Below are 15,893 nucleotides of genomic sequence, written 5' to 3'. Positions count from 1 at the left end.
CAGACAGTGTCCATCAAAAGAGGAAGTACCGTTGGGCCATCGGCAGCTCCGTCACCGGGTGCGGCTCGATCAGCTCGCCGTCGACGTGCACGGCGAAGCTGTCCGGCTCGACGCGGACGTCCGGCGTGGCGTCGTTGAGCACCATGTCCGCCTTGGTCCGCGCGCGCATGTTCGACACGGCGACCAGCGGCCGCGTGATGCCGAACGTCTCGCGCAGCCCGCTGTCCAAAGCGGACGGTGCGACGAAGTGCAGGCTCAGCGCCGCCCCGATGTTCGCGCCGAACATGGGGCGCGCCAGGACCGGCTGCGGCGTCGGGATGGACGCGTTCGCGTCACCCATCGCCGCCCACGCCGGGAAGCCGCCCTTCAGCACCACGTGCGGGCGGACACCGAAGAACTTCGGCTCCCACAGCACCAGGTCCGCGAGCTTGCCGACCTCGACCGAGCCGATTTCGGTCTCCATGCCGTGCGCGATGGCCGGGTTGATCGTGTACTTGGCGACATAACGACGGGCGCGCAGGTTGTCGGCCGCGCCGTCGCCGGGCAGCGCGCCGCGACGGCGTTTCATCACGTGCGCGGTCTGCCAGGTTCGGATGATCACTTCGCCGATCCGGCCCATCGCCTGCGAGTCCGAGCTCATCATCGAAATCGCGCCCAGGTCGTGCAGCACGTCTTCGGCGGCGATGGTCGACGGCCGGATCCGGCTCTCGGCGAACGCGAGGTCCTCCGGCACCGACGGGTTGAGGTGGTGGCAGACCACCAGCATGTCGAGGTGCTCGTCGAGCGTGTTGGCGGTGTGCGGGCGCGTCGGGTTGGTCGACGACGGCAGCACGTTCGGCAGCGAGACGACCTCGATGATGTCCGGCGCGTGGCCGCCGCCGGCACCTTCGGTGTGGTACGCGTTGATCGAACGCCCACCGATGGCGTCCACAGTGGACTCCAGGAAGCCGGCTTCGTTCAGCGTGTCCGTGTGGATCGCGACCTGGACGCCGGCTTCGTCGGCGATGGTCAGGCAGGCGTCGATCGCCGCCGGCGTCGTACCCCAGTCCTCGTGCAGCTTGAAGCCGCCCGCGCCGGCCGCGAGCTGCTCCCGCAGCGCCTCGTGCCGGACGGTGTTCCCCTTGCCCAGCAACAGGACGTTGACCGGGTAACCGTCCATAGCGGACAGCATCCGGCCGAGGTTCCACGCGCCGGGCGTGACGGTCGTGGCCTTGGTGCCCTCGTTCGGGCCGGTCCCGCCACCGACCAAAGTGGTCAGTCCCGCGGCCAGCGCCGTGTCGACGAGCTGCGGGCAGATGAAGTGGACGTGGCAGTCGATGCCGCCCGCGGTGAGGATCTTGCCGTTGCCGGCCAGGACCTCGGTCGACGGCCCGATGACCAGGGCCGGGTCGACGCCGTCCATCGTGTCCGGGTTGCCCGCCTTGCCGATGCCGACGATCCGCCCGTCGCGCACGCCGACGTCGGCCTTGACGACACCCCAGTGGTCGAGGATCACCGCGCCGGTGATGACCAGGTCGGGCGCGCCCTCGGCGCGGGTCGCCATGCCCTGGCCCATCGACTCGCGGATGACCTTGCCGCCGCCGAAGAGCACCTCGTCGCCGGAGCCGCCGGCCCCCATCGAGCGGTCCTCGGTGACCTCGATCAGCAGGTCGGTGTCGGCGAGCCGGATCCGGTCGCCGGTGGTCGGGCCGAACAGCTCGGCGTAGCGCTCGCGGTCGATCTGCGGCATTTCAGAAGTCTCCCGAGAATTCGGACCGCAGACCCGGAACGCGGCGCGCGCCGGCGAGCGGAACAAGATCGACTTCCCGTTCGACGCCGGGTTCGAAGCGCACCGACGTCCCCGCCGGGACGTCCAGCCGGTGGCCGCGGGCGGCGTCGCGGTCGAATTCGAGGCCGGGGTTCACCGCGGCGAAGTGGTAGTGCGAGCCGACCTGGACCGGCCGGTCGCCGAGGTTGCGCACGAGCAGCCGGACGCGCGGGCGGCCGGGGTTCAGCTCGACCGGCTCGTCGCCGGGAATGATCTCACCTGGGTGCATCCGTCCGCCTTCACACGATCGGGTCATGCACGGTGACGAGCTTCGTGCCGTCCGGGAAAGTGGCTTCCACCTGCACCGAGTCCACCATTTCGGGCACGCCGTCGAGCACCTGCGCCCGGGAGAGCACGGTCCGGCCGCTGGCCACGAGCTCGCTGACCGTTCGCCCGTCACGAGCCCCTTCGAGGACGTGGTCGGTGATGAGCGCGACCGCTTCCGGGTAGTTCAGCCGGACGCCGCGGTCCAGCCGCTTCCGCGCGACGTCGGCCGCCACGTGGACGAGCAGCTTGTCGCGCTCCTGCGGGCTGAGGTGCATGAGCTAGGTCTATCACCCGGACCACGGCGGCGCCTGGTTCGGAAACATACCTTTAACCTGGGCTTCGTCACACTGAGTGGTGAAAATTCTCCGGTGGGACGGCTTCGGTGACTGAATCGTTCTCGTAATCGTGACCGAAACCACCGCTTCTTTCGATTGCCCCCCGGCGATCGAGGGAGCAAGGTCTATCCATCCGTGCGATGGTGCGCGCTTTCCCGTGCGTATCCCGTCAGCGCGACCAGCCGGGGAAGAAAAGCGCACCGAAAGGTTTCGCGAAACAGTGACTACCTCCACGATCAGCAAGCCACAGCCGTCCGGCCAACCCGACGACGGCTTCCGACCGGGACTGGAAGGCGTCGTCGCCTTCCACACCGAGATCGCCGAACCCGACCGGGACGGCGGTGCGCTGCGCTACCGCGGCGTCGACATCGAGGACCTCGCCGGCAAGGTGACCTTCGGTGACGTATGGGGCCTCCTCGTGGACGGCCGGTTCGGCCACGGCCTGCCGCCCGCCGAGCCCTTCCCGCTGCCGGTGCACACCGGCGACGTCCGGGTGGACGTCCAGGCCGCGCTGGCCATGCTCGCGCCGATCTGGGGCTACCGCCCGCTGCTCGACATCACCGACGAAGAGGCTCGCGAGCAGCTGGCCCGCGCCTCGGTGATGGCCCTCTCCTACGTCGCGCAGTCGGCCCGCGGCATCGGCCAGCCGGCCGTGCCGCAGACCCGCGTCGACGAGGCCCACTCGATCACCGAGCGGTTCCTGATCCGCTGGCGCGGCGAGCCCGACCCGGCGCACGTCAAGGCACTGGACGCCTATTGGGTGTCGGCGGCCGAGCACGGCCTCAACGCGTCGACCTTCACCGCCCGCGTCATCGCCTCCACCGGCGCGGACGTCGCGGCGGCCATGTCCGGCGCCATCGGCGCGATGTCTGGCCCGCTGCACGGCGGCGCCCCGGCGCGCGTGCTGCCGATGATCGAAGAGGTCGAGCGCACCGGCGACCCGACGGGCCTGGTCAAGGGCATCCTCGACCGCAAGGAGCGCCTGATGGGCTTCGGGCACCGCGTCTACCGGGCCGAGGACCCGCGGGCGCGCGTGCTGCGCCGCACGTGCAAGGAGCTGGGCGCGGCCCGCTACGAGGCGGCCGCCGCGCTGGAGCAGGCGGCGCTGAAGGAGCTGCGCGAGCGGCGCCCGGACCACCCGATCGAGACGAACGTCGAGTTCTGGGCCGCCGTCATCCTGGACTTCGCCCAGGTCCCGCCGCACATGATGCCCGCGATGTTCAGCTCGGCGCGCACCGCCGGCTGGGCCGCGCACATCCTCGAGCAGAAGCGCACCGGACGTCTGGTGCGGCCGTCGGCCAAGTACGTCGGCCCGGCGCCGCGGACCCCGGAAGACGTCGAGGGCTGGGAGCTCGTCACCAAGCACTGACGCTGTTCACGAGGCGGCCGGTGCCTTCAGGGTGCCGGCCGTTTCGTGTTTCGCGGTCGCGTCGAGCATCGCGGTGAGCTGGTCGACGAGCCAGCCGTCGAGGTGCTCGCGCGGGACCGTGCGTTCCTGGAGCCAGCTCAGCAACGCGCCTTCGACGACCGCCGTCCAGCAGCGCAGGGTCAGGGACAGCAGCGGCGACGGATCCTCGACGCCGAGGGCGTCCAGGATCAGGGCCACCGCGCGGTTGCGGACCTCGTCGATCGCCGCGTCCGTTTCGGACGTCGCGATCACGGATCCGCTGCGCAGCAACGCGATGTAGCCCGCTCGGTAGTGGTCGGCGACGTCGATCAGGCCGCGGACGGCTGCTTTGAGCCGAGTTTCCGGCGGCCCCTCCTCGAGCCCGGCCAGGCCGTCGATCAGCCCGACGGTGACCGTGCGCAGCGCCTCGACCTGCAGCTCGCGCAGGCTGGAGAAGTACCGGTAGAACAGCGGCCGCGACACCTCGGCGCGCCCGACGATGTCGTCCACGGTCACCAGCTCCGGCGCCCGCGAGCCGAACAGGTCCAGCGCGGCCCGGATCAGGTCGTCGCGACGGGCCTGCGGCGACATCCGCCGCGGCCGGCTCACGGCGTCAGGTCCAGCTTCGCCGCCGCCCGCAGCAGCCCCGGCGTCAGTCGCGAAAGGACCAAAGCGGCCTTCGCCTCCGGGGTGGACGGTGCGATCGCGATGTCCTTCTCCACGGCCCGCAGGATGTCGCGCGCGACGCCTTCCGGGCCGAACCCGCGTCGGGCGTACAGCTTCGAGCCTTCCTTCTGACGCCGGCGTTGTTCCTCTTCGGACACCCCGACGAACGTCGTCGTGTTGGTGATGTTGGTCTTGACGATGCCCGGGCACACCGCCGTGACGCCGATGTGGTGTTCGGCCAGTTCGGCACGCAGGCAGACGCTCAACGTCAGCACGGCGGACTTCGTCGTCGCGTACGCGGTGAGGATCTTCGACGGCAGGTAGGCCGCGGCCGAGGCGAGGTTGACGATCTGGCCGCCCTCGGCGCGTTCGGCGAGCATCGGCGCGAAGGCGCGGCAACCGTGGATGACGCCCCAGAGGTTGACGTCGATGACGCGTTCCCAGTCTTCGACGGACGTGTCGAGGAACGGGCCGGACATGCCGATCCCGGCGTTGTTGACCACGATGTCCGGGACGCCGTGGTTCTCGCGCACATCGCGGGCGAAGCGGTGCACGGCTTCGCCGTCCGAAGAGTCTACTGTGTACTCGGCGACGCCGTGGTCTTCCAGCAGTTTAAGGGTTTCCGCGGCGCTGGACGCGTCGATGTCGGTGACGATGACGTCGGCACCCTCCGCGGCGAAGGCCAGCGCGGTGGCCCGGCCGATGCCACTGCCGGCGCCGGTGACGACGACCAGCTTGTGCGCGAACCGCCCGGTTCCCACGCGCGACTGACGCAGTCCGCGGCTCTCGGTGCCGGTTTCGGCGTACTCGATCAGCTCGGCGGCGGCCCGGGCGACCACGTCCGGCTTGGCGCGGGTGACCCAGTGCGTCCCGACGACCCGGCGGATCCGCAGGTCGGGGACCCAGCGCGCGACCTCGGTCTGCAGCGGCGTGGTGACGTAGGCGTCGCCGGTCGGCGCGAGCACCTGCACCGGGACGTCGACGGCGCGCGGCGCGGGCCGGGACAGCCGGGTGAACATGTTGGCGCGGTAGAGCTCGAGGCCGTAGCGGCCGTCGGACTTGTCCGGGGGCGCCGCGTCGGGCTCCATGCGCTGGATCTGCTTGCCGAGCAGGCCGGTGCGCCACAGCAGGTCCGGGATCAGCGGCACCTGGAACGCGAGGATGTACCACGAGTGCAGGAACTGGCTCAGGGCGTTCTTGAGCCGCTTCGGCGTCGGGCGGGTGAGCTGCGCGCGGAACCACGCGCCGGCGTGGTCGAGGCTCGGCCCCGAGATCGACGTGTAGGACGCGACCCGGCCGCGCAGCGCGTCGCCGGTGACGGCGTGCCAGGTCTGGATCGAGCCCCAGTCGTGCGCGACCAGGTGCACCTTCCCGGCCGGCTGCACCGCCTCGACGACCGCGCGCAGGTCGTCGGCCAGCTGGTCCAGCCGGTAGGACGCGCGTCCCGGCGGCTTGTCCGACTGTCCGGCCCCGCGGACGTCGTAGGTGACGACCCGGTGTTCCGCCCTCAGCGACGCGGCCACCCCGCCCCACATCGAGCTGTTGTCGGGGTAGCCGTGCACGAGCACGACCGTGGGCCCGTCTTCGCGGCCCTCGATGGTGACGGAGAGGCGGACACCGTCGCTGGCGGTCACCCACTTGTGAGACATTCTGTCATGTTAGACAAGTTGTCAATAGCTGCGTTCACCCTCGCGGCGGTTCCGCGTGGCCGAAAGTTCAGTTTTTTGCTTGTATGACAGCGTTTTCACGGTTTCCCGTGGAACCAAGCAGGCTCGGCTGACGACTCTGTCCACCGAACGGTGGACACCGGGATTCAGCTGAGCGTTGCTCCCGATCAAGGCGCCGCGGGACCAGGCTGTGAGCCATGACCACAGCAGTGAGCGTGCGCGGCCTGCGCAAGCAGTACCCCGGTCACCTGGCGGTGGCCGGGCTCGACCTCGACATCGCCCCGGGCGAGGTGTTCTCCCTGCTCGGCCCGAACGGCGCCGGGAAGACCACCACCGTCGAGATCCTCGAAGGCCACCGGCAGCGGACCGCCGGCGAGGTCACCGTGCTCGGCCAGGACCCCGGGAAGGCCGGCCGCGCGTGGCGGTCGAAGATCGGCATCGTCCTGCAGACGGCCAACGACGCCGCCGAGCTGAGCGTCGCCGAGACCGTCCGGCACTTCGCGAAGTACTACCCCGACCCGCGGGACCCCGACGAGGTCATCGAGAAGGTCGGGCTCACCGAGAAGGCGAAATCCCGCATCAAGTCGCTGTCCGGCGGCCAGCGGCGCCGCGTCGACGTCGCGCTCGGCATCATCGGGCGGCCCGAGCTGCTCTTCCTCGACGAGCCGACCACCGGCTTCGACCCGGAGGCGCGCAGGCAGTTCTGGAAGCTGATCAGCGACCTCGCCGGCGAGGGCACCACCATCCTGCTGACCACTCACTACCTCGACGAGGCCGAGGCGCTCGCCGACCGCGTCGCGGTGATCGCGCGCGGCGAGATCGTCGCGCAGGACACGCCGCAGAACCTCGGCGGCCGGGCCGCCGCCGAGGCGACCGTGCGGTGGACCGACGAACGCGGCGCGCACGTCGAGCGCACCGCGTACCCGACCAAGCTCGTCACCGAGCTCTCTGCTGGGGGTAGGGAGCTCGCCGGGCTGACGGTGACCAGGCCGAGCCTGGAGGACATCTACCTGGACCTGATCGGAGACAAGGCATGACCACGCTCACCCTCCCGGGCCCGCTTTCACTAGGACTCGCCCGCGGCGGCACCGAGCTGCGGCAGTTCTTCCGGCACAAGGAACAGGTGGTCTTCACCTTCTCCCTGCCCGCGGTCCTGATGATCCTGCTCGGGTCCATCCTGGACGGTCCGACCGCCCTCGCGGGTGTCACCTCCGGGCAGCTGCTGGCGGCCGGGATGATCGGCTCCGGCATCGTCTCGACGTCGTTCAACAGCATCGCGACCGGCGTCGCCGGCGACCGGGAAACCGGTGCGCTCAAACGCCTTCGCGGCACGCCGATGCCACCCGCGTCCTACTTCATCGGCAAGATGGTGCTGGTCGCGGTGTCCAGCCTGGCCCAGACCGTCCTGATGTCCGCCGTCGCCGTACTCCTCTTCGGACTCCGGCTGCCGTCCGACCCGGCCAAGTGGCTGACGCTGCTGTGGGTGTTCGCGCTCGGCATCGTTTCGTGCACGCTGCTCGGCATCGCGATCAGCTCGCTGGCCAAGTCGACGAACGGCGCCGTCGCGATCGTCCAGATGCTGTACCTGGTGCTGCAGTTCATCTCCGGCGTGTTCGTCTCGCCGATCACGAACCTGCCCAAGGTTATGGTGGACATCGCGTCGTTCTTCCCGTTGAAGTGGATCTGCCAGGGTTTCCGGTCGGTGTTCCTGCCGGACGCCGCGGCGAGGATGGAGATGGCTGGGTCATGGGAGCTCCCGCGGGTGGCGCTGGTGCTGGGGATCTGGTGCGTCGCGGGCGCGGTGCTGGCGCGGCTGACGTTCCGGTGGACCGACGCGAAGTGAATGCCTGGGACCGGTTCAACTGGCTCTGGGAAATCCTCTTCGCGGTGGCGTACCTGGCCACGACGACGCTGGTGGTGCTGGACGAAGCCGATCCGGTGCGCACCCTCGTCGCGGTCGGGGCGCTGACCGCGCTCGCGCTGACCTACCTGATGTGGGGACGGCGGGTGGTGCGCGACGACGGCCACCTCAAGCAGCGGTGGCTGCTGGCGGTGGTCGTCGTCGCGCTGGTCGCGGTCGCGATGTTCGCGAACACGACGTCCAGCTTCATCCTGTTCATGGTGTGCCCGCTGCTGTTCTCGACGCTCGAGTTCCGCCCGGCCGCGGTGCTCACGTCAGCGGTGATCGTGCTGAGCCCGCTGTCCTCGATCGCCGCCAACGGGCTGCGGGGGCCGGCGCTGCACATCATGCTGCCGATGACCGCGATCCTCGTCGTGTTCGGGATCCTGTCCGGCAAGTTCATCCTGCACGTCATCGAAGAGAGCCGGGGGCGGGCGGACCTGATCGCGAAGCTCGAGGAGAGCCAGGCCGAGGTCGCCCGGCTCTCCCGCGAGGCGGGCACGGCGGCTGAACGCGAGCGGCTGGCGCGCGAGATCCACGACACGCTGGCCCAGGGGTTCACCAGCATCGTCACGCTCGCCCAGGCCATCGAGTCCGAAGTGGACACCGACCCGGCCGCGGCCCGGCGGCACGCCGAGCTGGCCGCCCGCACGGCGCGGGACAACCTCACCGAGGCCCGTGCGATGGTCGCCGCGCTCGCACCGGCCGACCTGGCGTCCGGGTCCCTTGTGGACGCCGTCCGTCGCCAAGCCGACCGGCTCGCGGACGAGACCGCCGTGTCCGTCCGGTACGAAGTGGACGATGCCCTTCCGGCGATCGGCATGGCGGGCGAGGTTGTCCTGCTGCGGGGCGCACAGGAAGCGCTGAACAACGTCCGGCGGCACGCGGCCGCGTCGTCGGTGTCGGTGCGGCTGTCCGTTGTGGACGACGCGGTCCGGCTGTCCGTCCGGGACGACGGCGTGGGCTTCGACCCCGCCGGCGCCGGCGGGTTCGGGCTGCGCGGCATGCGGTCCCGGGCCGAGCAGGTGGGTGGCACACTGAGCGTCCGGAGTGGCCCGAGCGGCACCGAACTCACCTTGGAGGTGCCGGCTTGATCCGCGTAATGCTCGTCGACGACCACCCGGTCGTCCGCGAAGGCCTCCGGGGCATGCTCGAAGCCGAACCCGACCTGACGGTGGTCGGCGAGGCCGGCTCGGGCGACGAAGCCGTCGCGCTCGACCGCGTCGCGCGGCCGGACGTCGTGCTGATGGACCTGCGGATGCCGGGCCTGGACGGCGTCGGCGCGACGAAACGCATCCTGCGCGACCAGCCGGGCCGCCGGATCGTCGTCCTGACGACGTACGAAACGGACGCGGACATCCTGCGCGCGGTCGAGGCGGGAGCGTCGGGCTACCTGCTGAAGGACGCGTCGCGCACGGAACTGGCGAATGCGATCCGGGCGGCTTCGCGCGGCGAGACGGTGCTGGCGCCGTCGGTGGCCGGGAAGCTGGTCAACCGCGTGCGCAACCCGGAGCCCCAGCCGCTGTCGGCGCGCGAGGTCGAGGTGCTGCGGCTGGTCGCGACGGGCGGGACGAACGCGGACATCGGCCGGGCCCTGCACATCAGCGAGGCGACGGTCAAGACGCACCTGCTGCGGGTGTTCGGCAAGCTCGGCGTGTCGGACCGGACGGCCGCGGTGACGACGGCGATGGCCCGGAACCTGCTCGGCTGAGCGCCGCGCGGCAGAATGCTTTCATGCTTGAGTCGACCGAACACGCCCTGCTCCGCCGGATCGCCCACGAGCAGGCCGCCTGCCGGGCTCCCTCGCTCGTCGCCGCCGTCGTGCGGGACGGGGAGATCGTCTGGTCCGGGGCCCGGGGGCGCGTCGGCGACCGCCCGCCCGGCACCGACACCCAGTACCGGCTGGGTTCGATCACCAAGACCCTCGTGGCCACCGCCGTCATGCGGTTGCGCGACGAAGGCCTGCTCGACCTCAACGACCCCCTCGAGAAGCACGTCCCCGGCACGCCCTTCGGCGCCGCGACCGTCGCGCAGCTGCTCTCGCACACCTCCGGCCTGACGTCCGAATCGCCCGGCCTGTGGTGGGAGCGCACCCCCGGTGGCGACTGGGACGCGCTCGTCGGGAGCCTCGCCGAGGGGGCGACCAAGCACCGGCCGGGCGCGCGGTTCCACTACTCGAACGTCGGCTACGGCGTGCTCGGCGAGCTGATCTCGCGCCACCGCGGCAAGGGCTGGCTCTCCGTGCTCGACGAGGAGGTCCTCGGGCCGCTCGGGATGACGCGCACCACGCCGCACCCGGTCGGCGCGCACGCGGACGGCTTCGCCGTGCACCCCTTCGCCGACGTCCTCCTGCCGGAACCCAGCCCGGACGCCGGGGCGATGGCGCCGGCCGGCCAGCTGTGGTCGACGGCGAAGGACCTCGGCCGCTGGACGGCGTTCCTCGGCGGGCACGGCGGCGGCGTCCTGTCCCCGGACACGATCGAGCAGATGCGGACGATGGTCACCGTCGACGACACCGACATCTGGACGACCGGCTTCGGCCTCGGCCTGATGCTGGTGCGCTACCAGGGCCGCCGGCTGGCCGGGCACACCGGCTCGATGCCGGGCTTCCTCGCCGTCACGCTGGTCGACCCGGTCGCGCAGACCGGCGCGCTGGTGCTCACGAACTCGACGTCCGGCGTCGGCATCACCCAGCTCTGCCTGGACCTGATCACGACGACGGAGGACCTGGAGCCGCGCCTGCCCGCCGAGTGGCAGCCGGCCGCCGTCGACCCCGCGCTGCTGGCGCTGACCGGGCTCTGGCACTGGGGGCCAACGCCGTACCACCTGCGAATCCAGGGCGACGGGCTGCTCCTGCTGGCCCCGGCCGAGGGCGCCGGCCGCAGCTCCCGCTTCCGCGCAACGGGCCGCGACACGTACATCGGCCTCGACGGGTACTACGCGGGCGAGACGCTGGAGGTGGGCCGGGACGCCGACGGGGTCGCGACGCACTTGGACCTGGCGACGTTCATCTTCACCCGAACGCCGTACGACCCGGCGGCGCCGGTGCCGGGCGGGGTCGACGGCTGGCGCTGACCCGCCGGGCCCCGCTCACACCCCCAGGGTGGTGAGCGGGGCCCGCAAGCCAGTGCAGGAAACTACCGAAGCCCGGAACCGGCGGGAACCGTGTTTTTACCCCCACGGCCCGCGTGCCCGATGGTCCCGACGGCGTAGCTGTCGTCCGTCCGGCAGACCGGCGACCAGGTGTTCCGACGGCCGGCCGGCCACAGCCGGCCGGCCGTCGGCCGGCCGGCTCGGCCGCGATGTCCGGCAGCGTCACGGGCAGGTGGAACCGGGTGCGCGAACAGCGCGGCCACGAGCACCGCGTCCAGCAGCACCAGGCCCCCGAGACCGGCGAGGAGCAAGCCCCGGCGCTCACCGGTGAGCCACCACGGCAGTACCAGGGTCACGGCCAGCCCGATCGGCAGTGCGATCGTGGTGTCCGGCGTCCAGCCGTTCACGGCCGTGAAGCTACCGAGCGTCCCGGAGTCGCCGACAGCGATTTACCCCCACGGCCCGCCGCGAGAAGCCGCCGGACGGGCGGGCCCCTTAGAGTCGAGTACGGGCGTCCCGGTGCCCGGAACACCCTTTGTTTCACATACTGGACAGCGAAGAACCACCTTCACCAGCCGCATCCCGACCTGAGAGACTGGCCACATGACCGACGCTGAGTTGACCATCCCCGCAGACCTCAAGCCGGCCGACGGCCGCTTCGGCTGCGGACCGTCGAAGGTCCGCGCCGAGCAGCTGAGCGCACTGGCGGAGTCCGGCTCCACCTACCTCGGCACGTCGCACCGGCAGAAGCCGGTCAAGTCCCTCGTCGGGCGCGTGCGGGCGGGCCTGTCCGAGCTGTTCTCGCTGCCCGAGGGCTACGAGGTGATCCTCGGCAACGGCGGCACCACGGCGTTCTGGGACGCGGCCGCCTTCGGCCTGGTCCGCGAGCGCTCGCAGCACTTCACCTACGGCGAGTTCTCCTCGAAGTTCGCCTCCGTGACCAAGGGCGCGCCGTTCCTGGCCGACCCGATCGTCGTCAAGGCCGACGCCGGCAGCGCGCCGGACATCGCCTACGAAGCCGGCGCGGACCTCGTCGGCTGGGCGCACAACGAGACGTCGACCGGTGTCGCCGTGCCGGTCCGCCGCCCCGAGGGCAGCGAAGGCGCCCTCGTCGCGATCGACGCCACCTCGGGCGCCGGCGGTCTCCCCGTCAAGGCCGAGGACTTCGACGTCTACTACTTCGCGCCGCAGAAGTCGTTCGCCGCGGACGGTGGTCTCTGGATCGCGCTGGCCTCCCCGGCCGCGGTCGAGCGGATCGGCGAGATCGGCGGGAGCGACCGCTGGATCCCCGAGTTCCTGTCGCTGACCACCGCGCTGGACAACTCCCGCAAGGACCAGACGTACAACACCCCCGCCGTCGCCACGCTGTTCCTGCTCGCCCAGCAGATCGAGTGGATGAACGGCCAGGGCGGCCTCGAGTGGACGACCGCGCGCACGAAGGACTCGTCGTCGCGGCTGTACGAATGGGCCGAGAAGACGAGCTACACGACGCCGTTCGTGAAGGACCCGGACCTGCGCTCGCAGGTCGTCGGCACGGTGGACTTCAGCGACGAGGTCGACGCCGCCGCGGTGGCGAAGGTGCTGCGCGCCAACGGGATCGTCGACACCGAGCCGTACCGCAAGCTGGGCCGCAACCAGCTGCGCGTCGGCCTGTTCCCGGCGATCGACCCGGACGACGTCACCAAGCTGACGCAGGCCGTCGAGTACGTGGTCGAGCGCCTCAGCTGACCTGAGGTTCCTTCGAGGGGACCTTCGCCGCTTCGGTGGCGGAGGTCCCCTTTTCCGTGCTCAGGCGGCGGGCGCCGAACGCGGCCAGGACCAGCAGCGCGAGGCCGTACAGCTCGTAGGACTCCGTCGCCAGCCACCAGCCCACCGACGGCGCCGGGCGCGGGGCGAACCACATCGGGCCGACGATGAACAACGTCAGCCCGGCCACGACGACCGCGGCCGCCGTCCACCGGATCGCCCGGCCGAAGCGCCACGCGTACCACCCGGCGAGGACGAGGATCGGCACGCACCACGTCCAGTGGTGGGTCCACGAGATCGGCGACACGAGCAGGCCGCCGAGCGCACAGGCGGTCAGCCCGAGCACCGGCTCGGCGCGCGCGACGATCACCGCGACCAGGGCCATCACCACCAGCGCGGCCAGCACCCAGGCGGCCTCCGGCCAGCCGGCGCGCACGGTCAGGCCGTGCAGCGACTGGTTGCCGACGTAGTCGACACCACCGATGCGGCCCGCGTCGAAGACGAGCTTCGTCCAGTACGTGAAGGACGCCGACGGCCGGATCAGCCACAGCAGCGCCCCCGCCGCGACGAACCCGGCGACCACGCGCGCGGCCGAGCGGAAGTCGCGGCGGAACAGGAAGTAGACGACGAAGACGGCCGGCGTCAGCTTGATCGCCGCGGCCACGCCGATGAGCAGGCCCTTCGTCCGCCGGCGGTCACCGGGGAGCAGGATGTCGAGGACGACCAGGACCATGAGCAGCGCGTTGATCTGGCCGAAGCCGAGCGTCGAGCGGACCGGCTCGAGCAGGGCCCCGGCGAGCTGCGCGCCGATCGCGACCAGGGCGGCGACCGCCCGGCCGTTGACCTTGGTGGCGTCGGTGAGCGAGCCGTTGAGCGTCGCGACGTAGAGGTAGGCGACGACGCCGGTCGCGACGATCGACGCGATGCTGACCAGCTTCATCGTGACGGCGAAGGGCAGCAGCGTGCCGGGCCAGAACGCGGCCGCGGCGAACGGCGTGTAGGTGAACGGCAGCAGGATCTGGTGCGTGGTCGGCACCCAAGCGTCGTACGGCGAGCCCTGTTCGGCCAGTGCCTTGGCGCCGCCGAGGTAGACCTCGAGGTCCAGTCCGTCGAACCGCTTGAGGACGAGCACGAGGATCACGGCGACGACTTCGAGCGCGGCGAGCGCCCACGCCAGCTTCCGCCCAGTCAACGCGCCCCCTCGAACCCAGGTCTTCGACCGGCCGAGATTACCGGGCGCTCAGCAGCAGCTGTGCACCGGCAAGCCCACTGACCTGGCGTTCGCGCCCGCGCTCGTCGCGGCTTCGACGTCGGCCAGCAGGCGGTCCAGCGCCGCGCGGCTGTACACCCGCCCGGCCGCCACGACCGTGTCGATCCGCCGGACCGCGCGGATGTCGGAGAGGGGGTTGGCGTCGAGGAGCACCAGGTCGGCCACCTTGCCGGGGCTGATCGTGCCCGCGGTCGCGGACCGGCCGAGGAACGCCGCCGCGTCCCGGGTCGCCACCTGCAGCGCCCGCCGCGGCGACAGGCCCGCGTCGACCAGGTGCGCCAGCTCGTCGTGCAGGCTGAAGCCGGGGAAGACGTACGGGTTCAGGCAGTCCGTGCCGGCGAGGAGGGGGACGCCCGCCCGGTGCGCCGCGCCGGCCAGCTCGACCTGGGCGTGGAAGTAGGCGGCCTGCTGCGCGATCTCCTCGGGCGTGACCGGCGTGCGGATCCGCACCTGCTCGGCCCAGTTGTCCCGCACGTCCCGCGGGATGTACTTCAGCCGCGGATCGTGCGCGAAGGTGTCTGCGGGCGAGCACATCACCTTGTTGACGACCATCGTCGGGGTCAGCCGGGTTTCGTTGCCCACGAGGCGGCCGAAGAACTCGTGGGCGCGCCACGGGCTGTACGCCTCGGTCGCGCGCCGGTCCAGCTCCCGGGCCAGGACGAAGAACGAGCGCGGGTTCGCCGGGTCGAACGGCGTCGCGGCCAGCGTCCGGAGGAGCTCGTCCCGGTGCGCCGACGTGTAGACGGGGACGCCGAAGAGGTGCTCGAAGCTGCGCTGGCCGGCGTCGCTCGCGGCCGGTTGCGGGACCCGGTACGGCCAGTGCCCGGCGAACGGCAGCCCGGCCCGGCGGCACTCGTCGGCGATCGCCGCGAAGGCCTCCGCGCCCAGGTAGGAGTAGACCTTGACGAAGTCTGCGCCCTCGGCGAGAGCGGTCCGGACGGCGGCGCGTCCCTCGGCCGCCGTCGCCACCTTCGTCACGGGAGGCTGAAGCATGGAGATGGGACCGTCGATGATCGAGCTGCCCATGACGACCCGGGGGCCGGCCAGCTCCCCGCGCACGATCTTGTCGCGCGCCGCGCGGTTTTCGGTGTAGCCCCACATCTCGCGGATGCCGGTGACGCCGTTGGCCAGGTACAGCGGCGGGAAGATCGCTTCCAGGTCGAGGCCGTGCGTGTGCAGGTCCCAGAGGCCGGGCACGAGGTACCGGCCCCGTCCGTCGACGGTCCGGACCCCGGTCAGCGGCGGCAGGTGCGCGGCGGGGCCGGTCCAGGCGATCCGGTCGCCGACGAGCACGACGGCCGAGTCCGGGAGGGGCGGGCCATCGGTGCCGTCGACGAGGGTGGCCCCGAGAACGACGACGGGTTCCGAGCCGGCCGCGGCGGCCTCCTGAGCGAAAACGGCGGGAGCGACCCCCGCGGTGGCGAGCCCCGCGCCGGCGGCTGCCAGCCATCGAAGGAAGTCCCGCCGGTTCGCCTCGACCAGCACCACGGCCGCCCCCTTCGCTCGGGTCCGTGGCTCATTCAACCCGCCTGGAGGAGGGCGCGGTTCTCCCAGAGTGCGGTGTTCCGGCTGCGCACGCTCAGAGGTAGCGAAGGTAGCGCTTTCCCGGGAAAGCCCCGGACCGGGCCCGCACCATCGCCGGCCCCGGGGCGGCCGGCCGAGCCGCGCCGGAGGCTGCGCGCGTTCAGAGGTAGCGAAGGCAGCGCTTTCCCTTGAAAGCGCTGCCTTCGCCGGCCCCGGGGCGGCCGGGGGTGG

The 15,893-nt window shown here is 71.5% G+C and carries 15 protein-coding genes; 7 read left to right on the top strand and 8 right to left on the bottom strand.

Translation table 11 applies throughout. The features are described 5' to 3' along the window. Positions 1-13: 13 nt before the first annotated feature. From ACZ7OH_RS33095 to ACZ7OH_RS33085, 3 genes are read right to left on the bottom strand one after another with little or no spacing between them, the layout of a single operon-like run. Complete coding sequence (locus ACZ7OH_RS33095) at positions 14-1,729, bottom strand: urease subunit alpha (protein WP_470284419.1); 1,716 nt, start codon at positions 1,727-1,729, stop codon at positions 14-16. A gap of 1 nt (position 1,730) precedes the next feature. After that, entirely contained in the window at positions 1,731-2,036 is a 306-nt protein-coding gene (locus ACZ7OH_RS33090) for an urease subunit beta (RefSeq protein ID WP_452066267.1), read from the bottom strand. 10 nt (positions 2,037-2,046) lie between these two features. Beyond that, the gene (locus ACZ7OH_RS33085) at positions 2,047-2,349 is read right to left on the bottom strand and encodes an urease subunit gamma (RefSeq protein WP_086680249.1); all 303 of its coding nucleotides are present in this window, start codon (positions 2,347-2,349) and stop codon (positions 2,047-2,049) included. Between the two features lie 280 nt (positions 2,350-2,629). Here ACZ7OH_RS33085 and ACZ7OH_RS33080 point away from each other — a divergent pair, with 280 nt between their 5' ends. After that, on the top strand, positions 2,630-3,778 hold the full coding sequence (locus tag ACZ7OH_RS33080; protein WP_470284418.1) for a citrate synthase 2: 1,149 nt from the start codon (positions 2,630-2,632) through the stop codon (positions 3,776-3,778). Positions 3,779-3,784: 6 nt separating this feature from the next. On the opposite strand, the gene ACZ7OH_RS33075 is transcribed toward ACZ7OH_RS33080, so the two are convergent. Both ACZ7OH_RS33075 and ACZ7OH_RS33070 read right to left on the bottom strand, forming a co-directional pair. Then, a complete protein-coding gene (locus tag ACZ7OH_RS33075) occupies positions 3,785-4,387 on the bottom strand; it encodes a TetR/AcrR family transcriptional regulator (RefSeq protein ID WP_470284575.1) in 603 nt (200 codons plus the stop codon). A 14-nt stretch (positions 4,388-4,401) separates the two neighbouring features. Continuing rightward, positions 4,402-6,096, bottom strand: a complete 1,695-nt coding sequence (locus ACZ7OH_RS33070; RefSeq protein WP_470284574.1) for an SDR family oxidoreductase — start codon at positions 6,094-6,096, stop codon at positions 4,402-4,404. Between the two features lie 230 nt (positions 6,097-6,326). Here ACZ7OH_RS33070 and ACZ7OH_RS33065 point away from each other — a divergent pair, with 230 nt between their 5' ends. From ACZ7OH_RS33065 to ACZ7OH_RS33045, 5 genes are read left to right on the top strand one after another with little or no spacing between them, the layout of a single operon-like run. Beyond that, positions 6,327-7,166, top strand: coding sequence for an ABC transporter ATP-binding protein (locus tag ACZ7OH_RS33065; protein WP_470284417.1), 840 nt, complete (start codon positions 6,327-6,329; stop codon positions 7,164-7,166). Further along, on the top strand, positions 7,163-7,972 hold the full coding sequence (locus ACZ7OH_RS33060; protein ID WP_470284416.1) for an ABC transporter permease: 810 nt from the start codon (positions 7,163-7,165) through the stop codon (positions 7,970-7,972). The genes ACZ7OH_RS33065 and ACZ7OH_RS33060 overlap by 4 nt, the downstream gene beginning before the upstream one ends. Continuing rightward, a complete protein-coding gene (locus ACZ7OH_RS33055; protein WP_470284415.1) occupies positions 7,969-9,123 on the top strand; it encodes a sensor histidine kinase in 1,155 nt (384 codons plus the stop codon). The genes ACZ7OH_RS33060 and ACZ7OH_RS33055 overlap by 4 nt, the downstream gene beginning before the upstream one ends. Continuing rightward, positions 9,120-9,740, top strand: a complete 621-nt coding sequence (locus ACZ7OH_RS33050) for a response regulator transcription factor (protein ID WP_400895603.1) — start codon at positions 9,120-9,122, stop codon at positions 9,738-9,740. The genes ACZ7OH_RS33055 and ACZ7OH_RS33050 overlap by 4 nt, the downstream gene beginning before the upstream one ends. Positions 9,741-9,763: 23 nt before the next feature. Continuing rightward, a complete protein-coding gene (locus tag ACZ7OH_RS33045; RefSeq protein ID WP_470284414.1) occupies positions 9,764-11,104 on the top strand; it encodes a serine hydrolase domain-containing protein in 1,341 nt (446 codons plus the stop codon). A 62-nt stretch (positions 11,105-11,166) separates the two neighbouring features. Here ACZ7OH_RS33045 and ACZ7OH_RS33040 read toward each other — a convergent pair whose 3' ends face one another. Further along, the gene (locus ACZ7OH_RS33040; protein ID WP_470284413.1) at positions 11,167-11,529 is read right to left on the bottom strand and encodes a hypothetical protein; all 363 of its coding nucleotides are present in this window, start codon (positions 11,527-11,529) and stop codon (positions 11,167-11,169) included. A gap of 196 nt (positions 11,530-11,725) precedes the next feature. Here ACZ7OH_RS33040 and serC point away from each other — a divergent pair, with 196 nt between their 5' ends. After that, positions 11,726-12,850 carry a phosphoserine transaminase gene (serC, locus tag ACZ7OH_RS33035; RefSeq protein WP_470284412.1) on the top strand — a complete coding sequence of 375 codons (1,125 nt, stop codon included), beginning with the start codon at positions 11,726-11,728 and terminating at the stop codon, positions 12,848-12,850. On the opposite strand, the gene ACZ7OH_RS33030 is transcribed toward serC, so the two are convergent. After that, positions 12,843-14,060 (bottom strand): glycosyltransferase 87 family protein, encoded by a 1,218-nt coding sequence (locus tag ACZ7OH_RS33030; RefSeq protein WP_470284411.1) that lies wholly within the window; start codon positions 14,058-14,060, stop codon positions 12,843-12,845. The two genes, serC and ACZ7OH_RS33030, sit on opposite strands and share 8 nt — an antisense overlap. 48 nt (positions 14,061-14,108) lie before the next feature. Beyond that, positions 14,109-15,626 carry an amidohydrolase family protein gene (locus ACZ7OH_RS33025; protein WP_470284410.1) on the bottom strand — a complete coding sequence of 506 codons (1,518 nt, stop codon included), beginning with the start codon at positions 15,624-15,626 and terminating at the stop codon, positions 14,109-14,111. Between the last annotated feature and the right edge of the window lie 267 nt (positions 15,627-15,893).

The organism is Amycolatopsis sp. NPDC114478, from assembly GCF_055633805.1.
Note: the sequence above shows the minus strand (reverse complement) of the source record. Positions and strands in the feature narration are given on the sequence as shown.